The organism is Flavobacterium sp. Flavsp81 (genome assembly GCF_059491325.1).
In genome coordinates, this window is record NZ_CP168505.1 from 375,940 (window position 1) to 398,124 (window position 22,185).

The 22,185-nt window shown below is 36.9% G+C and carries 16 protein-coding genes, 2 tRNA genes and 3 rRNA genes; 14 read left to right on the forward strand and 7 right to left on the reverse strand.

All coding sequences use genetic code 11. The features are described 5' to 3' along the window. Positions 1-93 precede the first annotated feature (93 nt). From ACEN92_RS01700 to ACEN92_RS01710, 3 genes are read right to left on the reverse strand one after another with little or no spacing between them, the layout of a single operon-like run. Positions 94-927, reverse strand: a complete 834-nt coding sequence (locus ACEN92_RS01700) for an OmpA/MotB family protein (protein WP_495640643.1) — start codon at positions 925-927, stop codon at positions 94-96. A 34-nt stretch (positions 928-961) separates the two neighbouring features. Next, the gene (locus ACEN92_RS01705; RefSeq protein ID WP_495640644.1) at positions 962-1,981 is read right to left on the reverse strand and encodes a glycosyltransferase family 2 protein; all 1,020 of its coding nucleotides are present in this window, start codon (positions 1,979-1,981) and stop codon (positions 962-964) included. A 17-nt stretch (positions 1,982-1,998) separates the two neighbouring features. After that, positions 1,999-2,451, reverse strand: a complete 453-nt coding sequence (locus ACEN92_RS01710; protein ID WP_495640645.1) for a type I restriction enzyme HsdR N-terminal domain-containing protein — start codon at positions 2,449-2,451, stop codon at positions 1,999-2,001. Positions 2,452-2,547: 96 nt separating this feature from the next. On the opposite strand from ACEN92_RS01710, the gene holA reads away from it, so the two are divergent. The 3 genes from holA to ettA all read left to right on the forward strand — a co-directional run bounded on the left by holA (position 2,548) and on the right by ettA (position 5,562). Continuing rightward, on the forward strand, positions 2,548-3,552 hold the full coding sequence (gene holA / locus ACEN92_RS01715; protein ID WP_495640646.1) for a DNA polymerase III subunit delta: 1,005 nt from the start codon (positions 2,548-2,550) through the stop codon (positions 3,550-3,552). A 67-nt stretch (positions 3,553-3,619) separates the two neighbouring features. Next, positions 3,620-3,802, forward strand: a complete 183-nt coding sequence (locus ACEN92_RS01720) for a CAL67264 family membrane protein (RefSeq protein WP_230714740.1) — start codon at positions 3,620-3,622, stop codon at positions 3,800-3,802. 68 nt (positions 3,803-3,870) lie between these two features. Continuing rightward, complete coding sequence (ettA, locus tag ACEN92_RS01725) at positions 3,871-5,562, forward strand: energy-dependent translational throttle protein EttA (protein WP_495640647.1); 1,692 nt, start codon at positions 3,871-3,873, stop codon at positions 5,560-5,562. A gap of 186 nt (positions 5,563-5,748) precedes the next feature. Here the strand turns inward: ettA and ACEN92_RS01730 are convergent, their stop codons facing one another. Both ACEN92_RS01730 and ACEN92_RS01735 read right to left on the reverse strand, forming a co-directional pair. After that, positions 5,749-6,162, reverse strand: a complete 414-nt coding sequence (locus ACEN92_RS01730; protein WP_495640648.1) for a thiol-disulfide oxidoreductase DCC family protein — start codon at positions 6,160-6,162, stop codon at positions 5,749-5,751. Between the two features lie 52 nt (positions 6,163-6,214). Next, a complete protein-coding gene (locus tag ACEN92_RS01735) occupies positions 6,215-8,380 on the reverse strand; it encodes an endonuclease MutS2 (RefSeq protein ID WP_495640649.1) in 2,166 nt (721 codons plus the stop codon). Between the two features lie 135 nt (positions 8,381-8,515). Between ACEN92_RS01735 and ACEN92_RS01740 the strand changes: the two genes are divergently transcribed. The 11 genes from ACEN92_RS01740 to ACEN92_RS01790 all read left to right on the forward strand — a co-directional run bounded on the left by ACEN92_RS01740 (position 8,516) and on the right by ACEN92_RS01790 (position 20,572). Then, entirely contained in the window at positions 8,516-9,181 is a 666-nt protein-coding gene (locus ACEN92_RS01740; RefSeq protein WP_495640650.1) for a uracil-DNA glycosylase, read from the forward strand. A 134-nt stretch (positions 9,182-9,315) separates the two neighbouring features. Continuing rightward, positions 9,316-10,494, forward strand: coding sequence for an AIR synthase related protein (locus ACEN92_RS01745; RefSeq protein WP_495640651.1), 1,179 nt, complete (start codon positions 9,316-9,318; stop codon positions 10,492-10,494). Between the two features lie 193 nt (positions 10,495-10,687). Continuing rightward, positions 10,688-11,044: a hypothetical protein gene (locus ACEN92_RS01750; RefSeq protein ID WP_495640652.1), complete on the forward strand. Its 357-nt coding sequence runs from the start codon at positions 10,688-10,690 to the stop codon at positions 11,042-11,044. 121 nt (positions 11,045-11,165) lie between these two features. Further along, the gene (locus tag ACEN92_RS01755; RefSeq protein ID WP_495640653.1) at positions 11,166-11,774 is read left to right on the forward strand and encodes a GNAT family N-acetyltransferase; all 609 of its coding nucleotides are present in this window, start codon (positions 11,166-11,168) and stop codon (positions 11,772-11,774) included. A gap of 189 nt (positions 11,775-11,963) precedes the next feature. After that, complete coding sequence (locus ACEN92_RS01760) at positions 11,964-12,407, forward strand: hypothetical protein (protein WP_495640654.1); 444 nt, start codon at positions 11,964-11,966, stop codon at positions 12,405-12,407. Positions 12,408-13,516: 1,109 nt separating this feature from the next. Next, positions 13,517-15,030 (forward strand): 16S ribosomal RNA (locus ACEN92_RS01765). Between the two features lie 122 nt (positions 15,031-15,152). Next, a tRNA-Ile gene (locus ACEN92_RS01770) sits at positions 15,153-15,226 on the forward strand. 137 nt (positions 15,227-15,363) lie between these two features. Then, positions 15,364-15,437, forward strand: a tRNA-Ala gene (locus ACEN92_RS01775). A gap of 182 nt (positions 15,438-15,619) precedes the next feature. Continuing rightward, a 23S ribosomal RNA gene (locus tag ACEN92_RS01780) occupies positions 15,620-18,502 on the forward strand. Positions 18,503-18,643: 141 nt separating this feature from the next. Then, positions 18,644-18,753, forward strand: a 5S ribosomal RNA gene (gene rrf / locus ACEN92_RS01785). The 16S, 23S and 5S rRNA genes sit together here with 2 tRNA genes alongside, the layout of an rRNA operon. Positions 18,754-18,919: 166 nt before the next feature. Beyond that, positions 18,920-20,572: a M1 family metallopeptidase gene (locus tag ACEN92_RS01790; RefSeq protein WP_495640655.1), complete on the forward strand. Its 1,653-nt coding sequence runs from the start codon at positions 18,920-18,922 to the stop codon at positions 20,570-20,572. Positions 20,573-20,627: 55 nt separating this feature from the next. Here the strand turns inward: ACEN92_RS01790 and tpiA are convergent, their stop codons facing one another. Further along, on the reverse strand, positions 20,628-21,380 hold the full coding sequence (gene tpiA, locus ACEN92_RS01795) for a triose-phosphate isomerase (protein WP_495640656.1): 753 nt from the start codon (positions 21,378-21,380) through the stop codon (positions 20,628-20,630). Between the two features lie 65 nt (positions 21,381-21,445). After that, on the reverse strand, positions 21,446-21,940 hold the full coding sequence (locus ACEN92_RS01800) for a TlpA family protein disulfide reductase (protein WP_495640657.1): 495 nt from the start codon (positions 21,938-21,940) through the stop codon (positions 21,446-21,448). Positions 21,941-22,185: the final 245 nt, after the last annotated feature.

Consider the following 22,185-nt stretch of genomic DNA (forward strand, 5'->3'; position numbering starts at 1 on the left):
AAACAAATATTATCCCTGAATGATTTTAAGGATAGTAAAAAAGCAGGTCAATTGACCTGCTTTTTCTTTTTAATAAGTAAGAATCAGAAATTGTTATTGTTGTTGTTTTTTCATTTCTTTTTCAATCATATCATAAAACTGATCGATTTTTGGCATAACAACAATACGTGTTCTTCTGTTACGGGATTTATTATCAGGAGTATCATTTGCAACTAAAGGTACATATGAACTTCTTCCGGCAGCAATTAATTTAGCAGGATTAACTCCTAAATCATTAGTTAAAACACGTACAATAGAAGTAGAACGTTTTACGCTTAAATCCCAGTTGTCTAATAAAACTCCGTTGCTTTTGTATGGGACATTATCAGTATGACCTTCAACCATACATTCAAAATCAGGTTTGTCATTTACAACTTTAGCAACTTTAGCCAAAACGCTTTTTGCTTTGTCACTTACCTCATAACTGCCACTTTTAAATAATAATTTATCAGCGATAGAAATAAATACAACTCCTTTTTCAACGTTGATTTCGATATCAGGATCATTGATTCCAACAGCACCTTTTAGGCTTGTTACCAAAGCCAATGTTACACTGTCTTTTTTAGTTAAGGCATCCTGAAGTCTTGAAATTTTTAAATCTTTTTCTTTTAAACTTTCTAAAGATTTTTCAAGGTTTTCTGCACCTTTGGTAGTCAAAACAGTTAAATCTTTAGACGTACTGATTAAATCCTGATTATGTTCTTTATAGCTTTGTGCCGTTGCAGCTAATCCGGCTTTTTCTTCCAGACAAGAATTTAATTTTACAGTACAAGAATTTAATAAATCTTGAATCTCTTTGTTTTTGGCTTCTAAATCAGCATATTTCTTTTTAGAAACACACGAAGTTAAGGCCATTAATACGGATAGTGCAATTACTATTTTTCTCATGAATGTTAAATTTAATTATACGTTATTTACAAATTTAGTTTTTAATATTTTGATTACTGTTAAAGATATCTTTAAAAACAACCAATTTTTTCATATAATACAGGTAAACGATACTATTTACAGTATAGTATTTTTGCATCTGAAAATCTTTTCTTTTTCTTAAATACATTAGCGAAATACAATAAAAGGAAAAATGTGCATGAAGAATAGCAAAAGTATGTTTGAATTTCCCCTGTGTTAAAAACCGGATACCGGCAATGCCATCTAAAACCATTCTGAAAAAAATTATAAAAAACAACCCTTTTTTAGGAAGGTTTTTTACCATCATTAATAACGAATTTCTAAAATTTAAATAGGTTTTTTTAGGATTCCCCTGATTCAAAGTTGCTCCTCCAACATGGTAAACTACTGACTGTGAATTGTATTTAATAGTATGTCCTTCGTTTAAAGCACGCCAGCATAAATCAATTTCTTCCTGATGTGCAAAAAACGATTCGTCAAAACCTTTTAATTCATCATAAACTTCCTTTCTGATAAAAAAGCAAGCCCCTGAAGCCCAGTGTATTTCACAATTGTCATCATATTGTCCATTATCTTTTTCTATAGTCTCAAAAATTCGGCCCCGACAAAACGGATAACCATATTTATCAATGAATCCTCCGGCAGCTCCGGCGTATTCAAAGTATTCTTTGTTTTTGAAATCAAGAATTTTAGGTTGAATAATAACTGTGTTTTTTTCGCTGTCAAAGGTTTCAATAATCGGCTTTAACCAATTTTCTGTTACTTCAATATCTGAATTGACTAAAGCATAAATTTCAGCATCAACTTCTTTTAAAGCATCATTGTAACCCTTAGCAAAGCCATGATTGCCCGTATTTTTAATGATTTTAACTGTTGGGAAATTTTGCTGAACGAAACTAACAGAATCATCTGTTGAAGCATTATCCGCCACATATATAGCAGCACCTTGAGAATATTGGATTACTGATGGCAAAAATTGTTCTAATAATTTTATTCCATTCCAATTTAAAATGACAACAGCTATTTTATCCAAAAGTATTTCTTTATAATTTAATAAACCTCTTTATAATCTGGTAGCGATTTTAAAAACTCATACTTTTCGTTTTCAAAATCCATCTGGCAATAATAATGATTCAGACCGTTTGTGACTTTCAAAAACCGTGCCTGCATTGTCATATTGTAACGGGCAATCTGATCAAATGTTGCCTGCGAAATTTTAACTTCAGGAGCTTTACACTCTACCAATATATGGATAGAACCATCCGGATTGAAAACAACAACGTCATATCTTTTTCGTAACCCGTTGATGCTTAAAACTTTTTCTACGTTAATTAAGGATTTGGGATATTTTTTTTCATTCATTAAATAATGAACAACATGCTGACGAACCCATTCTTCGGGAGTAAGAATGATAAATTTTTTCCTTATTTCATCAAAAATAGACACTTTATTTTCGCTATTTTTGAATCGAAAAGTATAAGTAGGAAAATTGAGTTGTTGCATAAAGCAAAAATATTAAAATAGTTTCAGGTTTCAAGTTTAAAGTTTCAAGTTATTGAAACTAACCTGAAACTTGAAACCTGAAACAAAAGAATTTGAATGGATGAAGTTGTAAAAATTGTTAATGATATAAAGGCGGGAAATATAAAACCAATTTATTTTTTAATGGGTGAGGAGCCTTATTATATTGACAAGTTATCTGAATATATTGAACAGAATGTTCTTTCGGAAGAAGAGAAAGGATTCAATCAAACGGTTTTGTACGGAAGGGATGTTTCTGTTGAAGATATTGTTTCAACCGCTAAGCGTTATCCAATGATGGCTGATCGTCAGGTTGTTATTGTAAAAGAAGCCCAGGATTTATCAAGAACCATTGATAAAATAGAATCATACGTCAACAATCCGATGGAAACTACGGTTTTGGTTTTTTGCTATAAGTATAAAACGCTGGATAAACGTAAAAAAGTAACCAAATTATTGGCTCAAAATGGTATCGTTTATGAAAGTAAAAAACTTTATGAAAACCAGGTTGGTGATTGGATAAAGCGTATTTTGGCCGGAAAAAAATATACAATTGACCCAAAGGCGAACGCCATGCTAGTTGAATTTTTGGGTACAGATTTGAGTAAAATCAATAATGAGTTGGAGAAATTACAAATTATTCTACCGCAAGGAACCGTAATTACACCACAGCATATTGAGGAAAATATTGGTTTCAGTAAAGATTATAATGTTTTCGAACTCCGAAAAGCAATTGGCGAACGTAACCAGATTAAGGCGTATAAAATTGCCGAAAATTTTGCACATAATCCAAAAGAGTATCCATTGGTAATGACGACAGGATTGGTTTTTGGTTTTTTTGTGCAGCTTTTAAAATACCACGGACTTAAAGATAAAAATCCAAAAAACGTAGCGGCAGCCATTGGTGTAAATCCTTATTTTTTAAAGGAATATGATTTGGCAGTCAAAAATTATCCCATGCGAAAAGTGAGTCAGATTATTGGGGCCTTGAGAGATGTTGATGTTAAAAGTAAAGGTGTAGGAGCAAATGCTTTGCCTCAGTCAGATTTGCTAAAAGAAATGCTGTATAAAATATTTAATTAAGCCATGAAAATTCACGATATTTGCATTTCCGAAAAAATTAAACGACGTTAAAATTATTTACACAATTATGGGAATGAATAAAAATACCGTTTTAGGTTGGGCAACTTTTATAATGATACTTATGGGATTATTGCTTATAGGTCTTGGAGCTTTTAGATACAGCGATGTATCAGGTTGGGGATTTGCAGCAACAGGAGTTGGTTTTTTAGCTAATGCCTGGGTTTTTAATGCTTTGAAAGGCAGAGTTTAACAAAATTAATCGCAATTACAATATCAAATTCAATAGAAAATAATTAATCAAAATAAAAAATAAATAGAATGTCAGACGATAAGAAAGTAATTTTCTCAATGCAAAAATTGAGTAAAACCTATCCGGGAGCAGATAAACCTGTTCTTAAGAATATCTATTTGAGTTTCTTTTACGGAGCTAAAATTGGTATTCTGGGTTTAAATGGTTCAGGTAAATCATCTCTTTTAAAAATTATTGCAGGAGTTGATAAAAACTATCAGGGTGATGTGGTTTTTCAGCCTGGTTATACTGTAGGTTATTTAGAGCAAGAGCCAATTCTTGATGATTCTAAAACTGTTATAGAAATTGTTCGTGAAGGTGCTGCTGAGACTATGGCAGTTTTGGCAGAATACAATCAGATTAACGATTTGTTCGGTCTTGAAGAAAACTATTCTGATCCGGACAAAATGGATAAGTTAATGGATCGTCAGGCAGCTTTACAGGATAAAATTGATGCTCTCGGTGCTTGGGAAATCGATACCAAATTAGAAATTGCAATGGATGCTTTACGCACACCCGATGGTGATACACCTATTAAAAACCTTTCAGGAGGAGAGCGTCGTCGTGTAGCATTATGCCGTTTGTTGTTGCAACAGCCAGATGTATTGTTACTCGATGAGCCTACCAACCACCTTGATGCTGAATCAGTACTTTGGCTAGAGCAACACTTAGCGCAATATGCCGGAACTGTAATTGCGGTAACGCACGATAGATACTTTTTGGATAATGTTGCTGGTTGGATTTTAGAGTTGGATAGAGGAGAAGGTATTCCGTGGAAAGGAAATTATTCTTCCTGGTTAGACCAAAAATCAAACCGTATGGCTCAGGAAGAAAAAGTAGCCTCTAAACGCAGAAAAACTTTGGAGCGTGAGCTTGACTGGGTTCGTCAGGGAGCTAAAGGCCGCCAAACCAAACAAAAAGCACGTTTACAGAACTACGATAAATTATTAAACGAAGATCAAAAACAACTAGATGAAAATCTGGAAATCTATATTCCAAATGGTCCACGTCTGGGAACAAATGTTATCGAAGCTAAAAATGTCGCCAAAGCTTTTGGAGATAAATTATTGTACGATAATTTGAACTTCACTTTGCCACAAGCCGGAATTGTTGGAATTATTGGACCAAACGGTGCTGGTAAATCAACCATTTTCAAAATGATTATGGGTGAAGAAAAAACAGACAGCGGTGAGTTTTCAGTTGGTGAAACAGTGAAAATTGCATACGTAGATCAGGCGCATTCGAATATTAATCCTGACAAATCTATCTGGGAGAATTTTGCAGACGGACAGGAATTAATTATGATGGGTGGAAAACAAGTGAATTCAAGAGCTTATTTGTCACGTTTCAACTTTGGCGGGGGCGAGCAAAACAAGAAAGTTTCAATGCTTTCGGGTGGAGAACGTAACCGTTTACACCTGGCGATGACATTGAAAGAAGAAGGAAACGTATTATTATTGGATGAGCCAACGAATGATTTGGATGTAAATACACTTCGTGCACTCGAAGAAGGTCTGGAGAACTTCGCAGGTTGTGCTGTGGTGATTTCTCACGACAGATGGTTTCTGGACAGAATTTGTACACACATCCTGGCTTTTGAAGGGGATTCTGAAGTATATTATTTCGAAGGAGGTTTCTCTGAGTATGAAGAAAATAAAAAGAAACGTTTAGGTGGTGATTTAACTCCAAAACGTTTGAAATACAGGAAATTAATTAGATAGTGATTTAATTTAATAAACAGAAAGCCTCAGATTCATATGAATTTGAGGCTTTTTTATGTAATATTTTGTCATTCCGAGGAACGAGGAATCCCCACAAGTAGCTCTACAAAGTTTGACGATTTTAATTATGGAGTTTCTTATGGAGATTCCTCGTTCCTCGGAATGACATAAATACGTATAAATTATTTATAAAAACTTAGCCTTCAATTCAGAAGTTGGAATCATACAGCTTTCTTTTTTGCCATACCATTTGTAACGATTTTTAGCAATATAATCGTAGATGTAATTTCGAAGTTTCTCAGGAAGAATTTTAAAAATAGATATCAAACTGTAAACACCGCCTAGTTCATTACAAATTTCCAAAACTGCGGAAGATTTATAGTAATAAGCAACTCCTGGATTGTATAAAACGATACTGTCAATTTTTGTACGATCTACACCTATATAATTACAAATGGCAATTCCCAACTCTGATTGCAATGCTACAAACCTAAATACATCTTTTTTATCATGTTTAATAATAAACTGAACGGAACTATCGCATAAATTGCAAACTCCGTCAAAGAGGATTATTTTTTTATTTTGTGGAAGGTTTAGCATTTGTTATTTAAGTTTTCTTAGTTCAAATTTTTTAGATTTTCAAAGTTTCCGGCTATTTCTTCGCCGCCTCAACTAACTCCAGTTCGTCCAAACTCACCTTTGAAGTAAAAATTCCATAATTCACTGTGGCTTTATTTTTTTCAATAGAATCGATACTTCCCACAGACCTTCCGTCAAGCATTCTTACTCGGTCCCCAACCTTTAAAATTGGCTTTGGTTTTTCTACAACTGGTTTAAGTTTTTTCTCTTTTTTCTCTTTTCGGATTTCTTCGACCTGAACAGAGACTTCTGCAATCACTTCTTTTTTCTTTTCAATTATGGCTTTAGCTTCTTTTGGAGTTGCTTTTTTACGCTTTGAATTTTCTATTTCTATAATTTTCAAAAACTCTCCAATAAGTTCTTTTTTGTTTTTATTGTTGAAATATTTCTCCGAGATATCTTCTATTTTCTGTCCAATGTAAATCGTCTTTTGATTGCTGTCGTATAATTCCTGATAGCTTTCCAGTTTTTGCTTGATTTTTACATTGATGTTTTCCATCTTTTTACTTTCCTCACGCGCTCTGGTTTCTTCTTCTTTAAGATTGATAGAAGTTTTCTCAAGCTTTGAACGTTCTTTCTGAAGTGTAGCAATGGTTTTATCAAAACGTACTTTTCCGACTTCAATCTTCTTTTTCGCCCGATTAATCAATCCAAACGGGATACCATTTTTCAAGGCAACTTCAAATGTAAACGAACTTCCGGCCTGACCTAAAGCCAGTTTATACATGGGTTCCAAAGATTTTTCATCAAACATCATATTCGCATTCGTGGCAAAAGGTAATTCGTTCGCCAGAATTTTTAAATTTGAATAATGCGTTGTAATAATTCCAAAGGCTTCACGATGATAAAATTCTTCCAGGAAAATCTCAGCCAAAGCGCCACCTAATTCAGGATCAGAACCTGTACCGAATTCATCAATCAAAAACATCGTTTTCTTATTACACTTTTTCAGGAAATAATTCATGTTTTTTAATCGGTAACTATAAGTGCTCAAATGGTTTTCGATAGATTGATTGTCTCCAATATCGGTTAGAATTCTGTCAAACAAGAAAGTTTCACTTCTTTCATGAACCGGAATCAACATCCCGGATTGCAGCATCAATTGCAATAAACCAACTGTTTTAAGCGAAATTGTTTTACCACCTGCGTTTGGTCCGGAGATTACAATAATTCGGTTATCTTGTTTTAATTCAATAGTTTGCGGATGCGTAATTTCATTCTTTTGCTTATTATTCAAATATAAAATAGGATGATACGCATCTCTAAAAAACAATCTTCTTTCCTCTGTAATAGTTGGTAAGATTCCGTTGATTCGATTTGCATATTTTGCTTTTCCGGCAACAACGTCAATATCACTTAAAAATTCCTGATATTCAATTAGCAAAGGCAAATACGGCCGAATCTGATTTGATAATTGTTTTAGGATTCGGGTAATTTCTTCTTTTTCTTCGTATTCCAAATTAGCCAGTTCTCGGGAATATTGTAGAGTAGCTTCGGGTTCAATATAAGCAATGCTTCCGGTTTTGGAACTTCCCAAAATAGAACCTTTTACTTTTCGGCGATACATGGCCAAAACAGCTAAAACCCTACGGTTTTGCACAAAGCTCTCTTTGATATCGTCAAGATAACCAAGGCTATTGTTATGAGAAAGGGCAACTCCAAAACTTTGGTTGACTTTTCCGCGAACAATATTCATGTTTTGACGAATACTCAAAAGAGCAGGAGAAGCATTGTCTTTTATCTCTCCATATTTATCTACAATAGCGTCAATTGTGGTTACAATATCTTTGGTATATTCAACTCTTGAAGCTCGCGCATTTAAATTCGGATAATAATCATCAAACTTTTTAAGGAAATTCAATAAAAAATTAGAAGTTGATGAAAGTGTAGCAATTTTTCTAAAACTGCCTACTTCAAGGAAACTGTCTTCAATTGCTAAAAATTTGATTTCATGTGTGATGGCGTCAAATCCGTGATTCGGAATCGCGTTATTATTTTCAAAAGACGAAACATATTCTGATGTCTGCATCAAAGCCTGCATCAAAGTTTCCTTATCTCTGAATGGTGTTATTTGTAAAGCTTTTTCTTTTCCAATATCGGTGTTACAGCCCGCGGAAATGGTTTCAAGCACTGTTGGAAATTGTAAGTCTTGTAATGTTTTTTCGGTAATGCTAATCATTTAATTTCTTTAAAAAAGTACACGCAAAAGTACGAAAATAGTATCATTGAATTCTACTAACTTCATATCTAAATTTTATGACCCGGTAAATATGATTTTACTTAAAAATTTCTGAAATTCGCATTAAAAAAAATTATGGACATAAAAATGCATTCTTCCTGGAAACCGGTTTTAAATGAAGAATTTGAAAAACCATATTTCAAAGAATTAATTGCTTTTGTAAAATCTGAATATGCCACCAAAATTTGTTATCCAAAAGGAAGTCAGATTTTTTCAGCCTTTGACCATTGTCATTTCGACGAGGTAAAAGTTGTTATTATAGGACAAGACCCATATCACGGACCAAATCAGGCAAACGGATTGTGTTTTTCTGTAAATGACGGAATTCCGTTTCCTCCATCACTTTATAATATTTTTAAAGAAATCGAAACAGATTTAGGTAAACCAATCCCTAACACAGGTAATTTGGAGCGTTGGGCAGATCAGGGAGTTTTTCTTTTAAATGCTACTTTAACAGTAAGACAATCCGAAGCCGGAAGCCATCAGGGAAAAGGCTGGGAAAAATTTACAGATGCTGTAATAAAGCAAATTTCTGCCGAAAAGGAAAATGTAGTTTTTTTACTTTGGGGAGGTTTCGCTCAAAAGAAAGCAGCTTTGATCGATGCTTCAAAACATCATATTTTAAAATCAGGACATCCTTCTCCTTTAAGTGCCAACAGAGGGTTTTGGTTCGGTAACAAACATTTTAGTCAGACAAATGCTTTCCTGAAATCAAAAGGGCTTAAAGAAATTGAGTGGTAAAAGCACAATCAGTTTTCTTTGATTTTTATAGTAATTGAATGATATTGGATTTTTTTGTGAATCAAACATACGAATCAATCAAAGAATTAAAAAAAGAGATTATCTTTGCACCACATCAACACAAACTAAGTTTCATGAGTTCAGATTCCAGCAAAAGGTACGCACAAAGAGGTGTTTCAGCATCAAAAGAAGACGTACACAACGCCATAAAAAATATCGATAAAGGTTTATTTCCTCAAGCATTCTGTAAAATTGTTCCTGATTATTTAACTCAGGATGAAGAACATTGCTTAATTATGCATGCTGACGGAGCCGGTACAAAATCCTCCTTGGCCTATATGTACTGGAAAGAAACCGGAGATATTTCTGTTTGGAAAGGAATTGCTCAGGATGCCTTAATCATGAATATTGACGATTTATTATGTGTTGGAGCAACCGATAATATTTTGCTTTCATCAACTATTGGAAGAAATAAAAATCTAATCCCGGCTGAAGTTATTTCAGCAATCATCAACGGAACAGAGGAATTAATCAACGAATTAAAATCTTTTGGCGTAACGATTCATTCAACCGGTGGAGAAACTGCTGATGTTGGAGATGTTGTTCGTACCATAATTGTAGATTCTACAGTAACAGCGCGCATGAAACGCAGCGATGTGGTTGACAATGCCAATATCAAAGCCGGAGATGTAATCGTAGGTTTGGCATCTTTTGGTCAGGCAACTTACGAAAAAAGTTATAACGGTGGAATGGGAAGTAACGGATTAACTTCTGCACGTCATGATGTTTTTGGGAAATATTTAGCTAAAAAATACCCTGAAAGTTTTGATGCAGCCGTTCCCGAAGAATTAATTTATTCAGGCCAGGTTAATTTAACTGATGAAGTAGAAAATAGTCCAATAAACGCTGGTCAGTTGGTACTTTCTCCAACCAGAACGTATGCGCCAATTATCAAGAAAATTTTAGATACCTATACTCCAGACGAAATTCATGGAATGGTGCATTGCAGTGGAGGAGCGCAGACTAAGATTTTACATTTTGTTCAAGATTTACACATTATAAAAGATAATTTATTTCCGGTTCCACCATTGTTCAAACTGATTCAGGAACAGTCAAAAACAGACTGGAAAGAAATGTACCAGGTTTTCAATTGCGGTCACCGTATGGAAATTTATGTTCCTGAAAACATTGCTCAGGATATTATTGCCATTTCAAAATCATTCAATGTCGATGCACAAATCGTTGGTAGAGTAGAAGCTGCAGATTCAAAAAGGCTTACAATTACCAGTGAATACGGTACATTTGAATATTAACATAAAAATTGTCAGGCTGAGCGGAGTCGAAACCCTTATTTCTTAAAAGATTTCGACTCCACTCTGGATGGCTTTTTTAAATATATAACAATTAGCTTTTTCAGGAGCTAATCCTGCTATTCGCTGTATCTTTTGTGGCGAACCCCGCCACAAAAGGATGCCGCTGCTATCAGGGCTAAAACACCACCTAGTTATGTATGAACTGCTTTTTTGGAGATATTTAGAAGACATTTACTTAAATCACCACGAAGTTTACGAAGCCTTAATTGAAAAACAAGAAGTCGAAGGCCTGGAAAAACTTTCGATAGAAGTAATCCTAAACCGAATTAATTCAGTTTTCTCGCAATGGGAAAAAGTGGATGAGAATAGCTGGAAAAATAATTCCGGAAAAGGTGCTTTTCAGGTAATCACTACACCACAAAGCATCAAAATCGACTGCTACGGAACCGAAGGCAAAACAATGAACAAGTTAGTAGAATTACTCGAAGAATTTAAATGCCCTTTATACGACCCGCAAGTTCCCGAACGCTATGACGAAATGAGTGAATAAATATATTTTTATTCTGCGAATCTCTGTGAAATTTTGAGAATCTCTGTGTAATAGTTATTTCGCAAAGCAACACAAATATTTTACAGTGATTTGTAAAAAACTTAAAAAGATTATAAAAAGTATGAGTCAGGAATATAATTTCAACTTTTCAGATAATATTATTTTAGAAGACGATTTGGTTCTTTTGCGTCCTTTGCAGGAATCAGACGTTGATAACTTACTTGAAATCTCAGTCAACGAACCTGAAACATGGAAATATTCTTTAGTAGGAGCAGACGGAAAAGAAAACCTGATCAACTATATCCAATCAGCTGTAAAAGCAAGAGAAAATCAAAAAGAGTTTCCATTTATAGTTTTCGATAAAAAATCTCAAAAATACGCAGGTTCAACCCGTTTTTATGATATTCAACTTGAATATAAAACCCTTCAATTAGGCTACACTTGGTACGGTTCAGCTTTCAGAGGAACCGGACTTAACAAGCATTGTAAATTTTTATTATTGCAATTCGCATTTGAAACTTTGGGAATGGAGCGAGTAGAATTCCGCGCTGATAACGATAACGAACGAAGTATTGCTGCGATGAAAAGTATTGGTTGCAAAGTTGAAGGAGTTTTAAGAAGCCACATGCCAACAGCAAACAGAGAAGTACGTCGTGATTCGATTGTTTTAAGTATCCTAAAAAACGAATGGTTTGAGGAAGTAAAAGAAAATCTAAAGCGGAAACTTTAAAAAAGGCTGTTAGGCTCAACTCATATTGTAGAGTCGAATTTTAATCCAGTTTATAGAGGGAATGTAAAAATAGGCTAAAGAAAAACAGTAGGCCTTATAGAAAGAATTATCAAAAATAATAATACCTAAACATAGCTGAGTTTGAAAAAAACTTCACGAAATTTACACTTTAAAAATTAATAGACAGTTATGAAAATAAATCTAAAATCAGGAATCGATAAGTTGCTTTTTGGAATGAAGCAAAATGATGTGACAGCTGCTTTAGGAAAACCTGATAAAAACTATAAAGACGAAGATGATAATGTGATTTTTGCTTACAATGCACAAAAAATAAGATTAACTTTCTATCAGGAAGAAGATTTGAAATTGGGATATTTGGTTGCTTCCAGCAATGATTTAGAAGTTTTCGGATTCAAACTTATCGGAAGAAAAATTTCAGATGTAAAAAAAGACCTGGCGACAAAAGGAATCACAAAATACAATCAGGAAACTTTTGATACTTTCGAAAACTATTTCAACGAAGATAACTGGTTCATTCTGCAAACTGAATTTGATGAAGTAGTAAAATTTGAGATTGGTGCAATCATTAATGACAAAGACGAATTCGATTGGAAGTTCCCGGTTAAGAAGTAAAATCAATATATAATAGAATATCAAATCCGACAGTTTTTTTGAAAACTTGTCGGGTTTGTTTTTTATACATATATATAAGTAGGGAAATTATACCCAATTATATATTATGAGTAGTTGTGTCAGGCTGAACGAAGCCGAAATTTTCCCAAAATTGGAAGTAGGACTGAACGAGAGTGAACAGACAAGCAATTTAAATAATTTGTTTTTTAATCAGGAGCTTGATCCCGCTATTCCCTTCAATCTTTTGCTTTTTAAAGGAAAAAGCAAAAGGATTTCCGTTTTCGATCGGGGCTATGGCGCTAGTTTCCAAAAGGAACCCCCGGTATGGCGGGAAACTCAGCGCCTTTAGGGGAACCAGGAAAACATAGCAAAAATCCGCCACAGCACCTTTTCGGGCACCATTTCAAAGATAAATCCCCAAAACCTGGCCTGATTGGCCCCGTGCAAGGCTCACAGAAAAGAAAGCGCTGCTGTGTGGAGTCCGTAAAAGCCGCACTTCCGATAGGGGCTGACTGCGGCAAGGACAGAGTGATGCTGAAAATTCCTATAAATGCCAAAAAAGAGGGAAGCGTAAGTTTTGTGTTATCAGCGAGTTAAGAAAAAGATTGAAAAAAGGTGGAAAATATATAATAAAAAGTCTTGCAAATGTAAATAAAGGTGCTACTTTTGCACCCGCAACAGCGACAGACGTTCCTTTAAATACTGACAAGCATACGAATTGATACTGAAAAATTTTTTCAAAAAAAGATTCAAAAAAGCTTGTGGGATTTGAAAACGGATGTTACCTTTGCACCCCGCAAAACATCGGAAGTTCCTTGATAGATTGGTGAGAATTATAAAGAAATGAGGCGAAAAAAAAGTTTCAAAAAAAACTTTAAAAAGTTCTTGCTAATTAAAAAAGAAGTTGTAGTTTTGCACCCGCTTTGAGGGATAAACGAAAAGCGAAACAAAAAAGAAATACACGTTCGTAGACATATTGAATTGACAGCCGTTTTGAGAGAGATTTCAAAACACAAGAATAAAGAGTAAGATAATCGAGAGATTGAAAAGAACCGATAGAGACTGATTCGAATAACAATACGATTTGATGCAAATCAAATCAACAATATACGATGAAGAGTTTGATCCTGGCTCAGGATGAACGCTAGCGGCAGGCTTAACACATGCAAGTCGAGGGGTATTTGTCTTCGGGCAGAGAGACCGGCGCACGGGTGCGTAACGCGTATGCAATCTACCTTTCACAGAGGGATAGCCCAGAGAAATTTGGATTAATACCTCATGGTATTATGAAATGGCATCATTTTATAATTAAAGTCACAACGGTGAAAGATGAGCATGCGTCCCATTAGCTAGTTGGTAAGGTAACGGCTTACCAAGGCTACGATGGGTAGGGGTCCTGAGAGGGAGATCCCCCACACTGGTACTGAGACACGGACCAGACTCCTACGGGAGGCAGCAGTGAGGAATATTGGACAATGGGCGCAAGCCTGATCCAGCCATGCCGCGTGCAGGATGACGGTCCTATGGATTGTAAACTGCTTTTATACGAGAAGAAACACTCCCTCGTGAGGGAGCTTGACGGTATCGTAAGAATAAGGATCGGCTAACTCCGTGCCAGCAGCCGCGGTAATACGGAGGATCCAAGCGTTATCCGGAATCATTGGGTTTAAAGGGTCCGTAGGCGGTTTGGTAAGTCAGTGGTGAAAGCCCATCGCTCAACGGTGGAACGGCCATTGATACTGCCAGACTTGAATTATTAGGAAGTAACTAGAATATGTAGTGTAGCGGTGAAATGCTTAGAGATTACATGGAATACCAATTGCGAAGGCAGGTTACTACTAATGGATTGACGCTGATGGACGAAAGCGTGGGTAGCGAACAGGATTAGATACCCTGGTAGTCCACGCCGTAAACGATGGATACTAGCTGTTGGGAGCAATCTCAGTGGCTAAGCGAAAGTGATAAGTATCCCACCTGGGGAGTACGTTCGCAAGAATGAAACTCAAAGGAATTGACGGGGGCCCGCACAAGCGGTGGAGCATGTGGTTTAATTCGATGATACGCGAGGAACCTTACCAAGGCTTAAATGTAGATTGACCGTTTTGGAAACAGAACTTTCGCAAGACAATTTACAAGGTGCTGCATGGTTGTCGTCAGCTCGTGCCGTGAGGTGTCAGGTTAAGTCCTATAACGAGCGCAACCCCTGTTGTTAGTTGCCAGCGAGTCAAGTCGGGAACTCTAACAAGACTGCCAGTGCAAACTGTGAGGAAGGTGGGGATGACGTCAAATCATCACGGCCCTTACGCCTTGGGCTACACACGTGCTACAATGGCCGGTACAGAGAGCAGCCACTGGGCGACCAGGAGCGAATCTACAAAACCGGTCACAGTTCGGATCGGAGTCTGCAACTCGACTCCGTGAAGCTGGAATCGCTAGTAATCGGATATCAGCCATGATCCGGTGAATACGTTCCCGGGCCTTGTACACACCGCCCGTCAAGCCATGGAAGCTGGGGGTGCCTGAAGTCGGTGACCGCAAGGAGCTGCCTAGGGTAAAACTGGTAACTAGGGCTAAGTCGTAACAAGGTAGCCGTACCGGAAGGTGCGGCTGGAACACCTCCTTTCTAGAGCCCCAATTGTTAGTGCTTGCACACGATGGGGAAAAAAGAAGAAGCTTTAAAGGTTTTGATTTTGAGAATATTTTACTCTTGCTGTTAGTTCAAATAATAAATTTTAAGTAAAACAGAGTCTCGTAGCTCAGCTGGTTAGAGTACTACACTGATAATGTAGGGGTCGGCAGTTCGAGTCTGCCCGGGACTACTATTTTAGCGTTATGAGTCATAAGTTATGAGTTATAAGTTAAAAAAGACTGTAAGCTTAAAAAAAAGGAAATTCTAGGGTTGAGACCTTATGAGCTGAAAATTCATAACTCATAACTAATAACTCATAAGAAAATTGGGGGATTAGCTCAGCTGGCTAGAGCGCCTGCCTTGCACGCAGGAGGTCAACGGTTCGACTCCGTTATTCTCCACAAAGGCCGTAAGCTATAAGCTGTAGGCCATAAGCTAAAAGCTTAAAGCGTATTGCTTAAAGCCTAAAGCTGTAAAGTTCATTGACATATTGAGATAAGAAAATAATAAAAAGTAGAAAGCGTTTTTTGCTATTTATAGCAAGAGACAAAAAAAACGGTCTTAATTAATTTTAAGATTGGTACAATAAGCAAAATAAGGGCGTATGGGGGATGCCTTGGCTCTCAGAGGCGATGAAGGGCGTGATAAGCTGCGAAAAGCTGCGGGGACAAGCACACATTGATTGATCCGCAGATACCCGAATGGGGCAACCCACTATGTTGAAGACATAGTACACCGATAGGTGGGCAAACCCGCTGAACTGAAACATCTAAGTAGGCGGAGGAGAAGAAAACAAAAGTGATTCCGTAAGTAGTGGCGAGCGAACGCGGATTAGCCCAAACCAGTGATGTTACGGCATGGCTGGGGTTGTAGGACCACGAGATTTTATGCACAAGGAACCGGAATTAGCTGGAAAGCTGAGCCATAGAGGGTGATAGCCCCGTATGGGTAACGAGTGTAATGGATAGTGGTATCCTGAGTAGGGCGGGGCACGTGAAACCCTGTCTGAATTTGGCGGGACCATCCGCTAAGGCTAAATACTCCTGAGAGACCGATAGTGAACCAGTACCGTGAGGGAAAGGTGAAAAGAACCGTGAATAACGGAGTGAAATAGATCCTGAAACCATACGCTTACAAGCGGTCGGAGCCCTTTCGTGGGGTGACGGCGTGCCTTTTGCATAATGAGCCTACGAGTTAACGTTGCTGGCAAGGTTAAGTGGTTAAGCCACGGATCCGTAGCGAAAGCGAGTCTGAATAGGGCGCTTTAGTCAGTAGTGTTAGACGCGAAACCGTGTGATCTACCCATGGGCAGGATGAAGCTGTGGTAACACACAGTGGAGGTCCGAACCGGTTGACGTTGAAAAGTCTTCGGATGACCTGTGGGTAGGGGTGAAAGGCCAATCAAACTCGGAAATAGCTCGTACTCCCCGAAATGCATTTAGGTGCAGCGCTGAATTTAAGTTATATAGAGGTAGAGCTACTGATTGGATGCGGGGGCTTCACCGCCTACCAATTCCTGACAAACTCCGAATGCTATATAATGTTTCTCAGCAGTGAGGGCTTGGGTGCTAAGGTCCAAGTCCGAGAGGGAAAGAACCCAGACCATCAGCTAAGGTCCCCAAATATACGCTAAGTTGAAAGAACGAGGTTTGTCTGCCCAGACAGCTAGGATGTTGGCTTGGAAGCAGCCATTCATTTAAAGAGTGCGTAACAGCTCACTAGTCGAGCGGACGAGCATGGATAATAATCGGGCATAAGCGTATTACCGAAGCTATGGATTTACAGTTTACTGTAAGTGGTAGGGGAGCATTCCAGCAGGGTTGAAGGTGTATCGTAAGGTATGCTGGACCGGCTGGAAAAGAAAATGTAGGCATAAGTAACGATAATGCGGGCGAGAAACCCGCACACCGAAAAACTAAGGTTTCCACAGCTATGCTAATCAGCTGTGGGTTAGTCTGGTCCTAAGGCGAACCCGAAAGGGACAGTCGATGGCCAACGGGTTAATATTCCCGTACTACTAATTACTGTGATGGGGTGACGGAGTGATGAAAGCGCCGCGAACTGACGGAATAGTTCGTTGAAGTACCTACCTACAAGCTGCGCAGGCAAATCCACGCGGCTTGGGGAAATACGATAGTACTCGGAGTCTTCGGACAAAGAGATAGTGCGCCTAAGGGCTTCCAAGAAAAACCTCTAAACTTCAGGTAATTAGTACCAGTACCGTAAACCGACACAGGTAGTTGAGGAGAGAATCCTAAGGTGCTCGAGAGATTCATGGCTAAGGAATTAGGCAAAATAGACCCGTAACTTCGGGAGAAGGGTCGCCAGCAGCAATGCTGGCCGCAGTGAAGAGGTCCAGGCGACTGTTTATCAAAAACACAGGGCTCTGCAAAATCGTAAGATGAAGTATAGGGCCTGACACCTGCCCGGTGCTGGAAGGTTAAGAGGAGATGTTATCTTCGGAGAAGCATTGAATTGAAGCCCCAGTAAACGGCGGCCGTAACTATAACGGTCCTAAGGTAGCGAAATTCCTTGTCGGGTAAGTTCCGACCTGCACGAATGGTGTAACGATCTGGACACTGTCTCAGCCATGAGCTCGGTGAAATTGTAGTAACGGTGAAGATGCCGTTTACCCGCAGTGGGACGAAAAGACCCTGTGCACCTTTACTATAGCTTAGTATTGACCTTGGATAAATGATGTGTAGGATAGGTTGGAGACTTTGAAGCGGCGTCGCCAGGCGTTGTGGAGTCATTGTTGAAATACAACCCTTTGTTTATCTGAGGCCTAACCCCGTTTTGCGGGGGACATTGCTTGGTGGGTAGTTTGACTGGGGTGGTCGCCTCCAAAAGAGTAACGGAGGCTTCTAAAGGTTCCCTCAGTACGCTTGGTAACCGTGCGTAGAGTGCAATGGCATAAGGGAGCTTGACTGAGAGACATACAGGTCGATCAGGTACGAAAGTAGAGCATAGTGATCCGGTGGTTCCGCATGGAAGGGCCATCGCTCAAAGGATAAAAGGTACGCCGGGGATAACAGGCTGATCTCCCCCAAGAGCTCATATCGACGGGGGGGTTTGGCACCTCGATGTCGGCTCGTCACATCCTGGGGCTGGAGAAGGTCCCAAGGGTTGGGCTGTTCGCCCATTAAAGTGGCACGCGAGCTGGGTTCAGAACGTCGTGAGACAGTTCGGTCTCTATCTACTGTGGGCGTTAGAAATTTGAGTGGATCTGATTCTAGTACGAGAGGACCGAATTGGACAAACCTCTGGTGTATCTGTTGTTCCGCCAGGAGCATCGCAGAGTAGCTACGTTTGGAAGGGATAAGCGCTGAAAGCATATAAGCGCGAAACCCACCACAAGATGAGATTTCTTTTAAGGATCGTGGAAGATGACCACGTTGATAGGCTATAGATGTAAAGGCAGTAATGTCATAGTCGAGTAGTACTAATAATCCGTAAGCTTATGTACACCCTTTTCTCCCCGGTGCAAACCGGGGGGAAGAAACTTTCTAAAATATAAAAACTTTCTTTATCTCAGTATGTTAAGATATTGTTTTAATTATCAATTGTCAATTGTCAATTAAAAAGTTACCTCAAGTAACAACGACCTTAAGGTGGTTATTGCGGCGGGGCTCACCTCTTCCCATCCCGAACAGAGTAGTTAAGCCCGCCTGCGCAGATGGTACTGCAGTTATGTGGGAGAGTATGTCGTCGCCTTTCTTTTAAAAAACCCTGTCCAAATCGGATGGGGTTTTTTGTTTTGAAATGCTTTTGGAAAATTCTTAAAAGGATTTATTTTTTAAAATTAAAATATCTTATAAAACACAATTTGAATGTTTATTTTTGTTGTAAATCGAGTCTTTTTAATTTCTAAATTTTCTAGTTAATGAAAAAAAATATAATCATTTTTATTGCTTTTTTTACAATTTTTACATCAAAAGCACAAGGACTGCTTAATAAGTCTGAGAAAAGGTTTACAAATCAGGATACTCTACGAGGTAGTATCACAAAAGAAAGAGTATGGTGGGATTTAAAGTACTATCACTTAAATATAAAAGTAAATCCAGCTGACAAGACTATCATAGGTTCAAATACAGTTCGATATGCAGTATTAAAAGAGTATAAAAAAATGCAAATCGATTTGCAGGAACCGATGCAAATTTATAAAGTAATACAAGATGGAAAAGAGTTAAAATTTGAAAGAAATGGAAATGCTTTTTTTATTCAGTTAATTTCAGATCAAAAGGCAGGAGAAACCAAAGAAATAATTATTTCATTTGGAGGAAAACCTAAAGAAGCTGTTAATCCGCCTTGGGATGGCGGAATAACTTGGAAAAAGGATAAAAATGGAAAAGATTTTATAGCATCATCATGTCAGGGTTTAGGTAGTAGCGTTTGGTGGCCGTGTAAGGATCATATGTATGATGAAGTTGAAAATATGCTAATCAGTGTTAATGTTCCTGGCAATTTGACGGATGTTTCTAATGGAAAATTGAAAAGTATTAAAAAAGAAAAAGACGGTACAAAAACTTTTAATTGGTATGTTTCTAATCCAATTAATAATTATGGCGTGAATATTAATATTGGAGATTATGTTAATTTTTCAGAGAAATATAAAGGTGAAAAAGGAGATTTAGATTGTAATTATTATGTTTTGAGAGATAATTTGGTTCTGGCTAAGGAACAGTTTAAGGATGTGCCAAAAATGCTAAAAGCTTTCGAAGATTGGTTTGGACCGTATCCTTTTTATGAAGATAGCTATAAGTTGGTTGAAGCCCCTTATTTGGGTATGGAACACCAAAGTAGCGTTACGTATGGAAATGGCTATAAAAATGGGTATTTAGGTCGTGATTTAAGTGGAACGGGGTGGGGATTAAAATTTGATTTTATTATTATTCACGAGTCAGGGCACGAATGGTTTGCGAACAATATCACTTATAAAGACATTGCAGATATGTGGATTCACGAAAGCTTTACAAATTATTCAGAAAGTCTTTTTGTTGAATATTATTATGGAAAAACGGCTGGAGCTGAATATGTCAGAGGCTGTCGTAAAAATATCGAAAATGATAAACCAATTATTGGATATTATGATGTAAACAATGAAGGTTCAGGTGATATGTATCCGAAAGGTGCTAATATGCTGCATACAATTCGGCAGATTTTAAATAATGATGCAAAATGGAAATCGATTTTGAGAGGTTTGAACAAAACTTTTTATCACCAGACAGTAACCACAAAACAAATCGAGGATTATATGAGTAGTGAAACAGGTTTGGATTTAAATAAAATTTTCAATCAATATTTAAGAACAACCCAAATTCCAACTTTCGAATATTTTTTTAAAGAAGGTTATTTAGAATACCGTTGGTCGAATTGCGTAGAAAAGTTTAATATGCCTTTAAAAGTGAACTTAAATGGAGTTGAAACTTGGTTAAAGCCAACTCAGGAATGGAAAGTTGAAAAACTAACTACTCAAAAATCAACATTATTAGTGGATAAAGATTTTTATGTCGCTTCTTTTAATATTACTGAATAGTTTATAAAAACAAACCCGACATATTATATGTCGGGTTTGTTTTTTATGTAAAAATTTATATAGCAGTTACAATTGCTAAAAAGTCGTCTGCTTTTAAGGCTGCTCCTCCAATTAGACCACCGTCTACATCTGGTTTAGAGAAAATTTCTTTCGCATTTTCAGGTTTTACTGATCCTCCATATAATATTGAAACTTGGTCAGCAATCTCATTTCCAAAAGCTTTACGAACAGTTTCTCTGATAAATTCATGCATTTCCTGAGCTTGTTCCGGTGATGCTGTTTCACCAGTTCCAATTGCCCAAACTGGCTCATATGCCAAAACTACATTTGACCATGATTCTTTTGAAATATGAAATAATCCATCACGCAATTGATTTTCAACAATATTAAAATGATTATTAGATTGACGATCTTTCAATTCTTCACCGAAACAGAAAATTACTGTAAGATCATGCTTTAAAGCTGTATCAACCTTGTTAGCAATTAAAGCATCAGTTTCGTTAAAAATAGCTCTACGCTCTGAGTGTCCTAAAATTACAGTGTTTACTCCAACACTTTTTAACATATCAGCAGAAATTTCTCCTGTAAAAGCACCACTTTCAGCCTGATGAACGTTTTGTGCTGAAACACGAATAGGAGTGTTTTTTAATTTGGATACAGCAGCAGCTAAATTTACAAATGTCGGTGCAACAATTACCTGAGCATTAGTTTTTGCCGGTATTTTTGTAATTAATTCGTTTAATAATTCTTCGGTTTGTTCAGCATTTTTATGCATTTTCCAGTTTCCTGCAACAATTTTTTTTCTCATTTTGGATAGTTATTAATTTTTTGTTTTTGTAATTTTAAAAAATAGATTGAAATTAAGAATGCAATCTATTTAAGGCTTTTTAAAGTTTCATTGATTTTATCAAAGTCAGTTTCAATGGCACGGTATAAAACAATTTTACCCTTTTTGTCAACAATGATATATCTTGGAATCCAATCCAGATCAATTGCTTTTCCAAAAACACCTTTCATGCCATCATTCATTATATAGTGATCACCTTTTAATTCGTGTTTCTCAATTCCGATTTTCCATTTGTCAGCAGTTTTATCAGCTGAAATAAACAAATAGGAAACATCAGGGTTGCTTGCTTGTAATTCTTTTACTTTAGGCATAGCCTTTACGCAATCACCACACCATGAAGCCCAAACTTCAATAACTAAAGTTTTTCCTTTATAATTTTTTAAAATGTCTTTAAATGCAATCTGACTTCCATCAACAGCTAATAATTTTTCAGATAAGGCTTCTTTTGAAAAATTGTTCTTTTGAGCATTTGTACATGAGAATGTAGCAAAGGCAATAAGTAATATAACTAATTGTTTCATTTTTATATGTTTTGAACAAAGTTAAACAAACAAATTGAAACAAAAATGCAGAATATTAAAATTCGGAAAAGCCATAGTTTTATGATCAAAAAAAGAAATCTGTGTAAACAATAAAAAAAAGAAATCGTAATAGTCTTGTCTATTTTTTTATTTTTTTAATGATTCCTTAAAATGGTGAATAAGAAAAATTATTTATTTGGATTTTTTATCTTGATAATTTTAAAAATAAATGCTAAAATAGACTG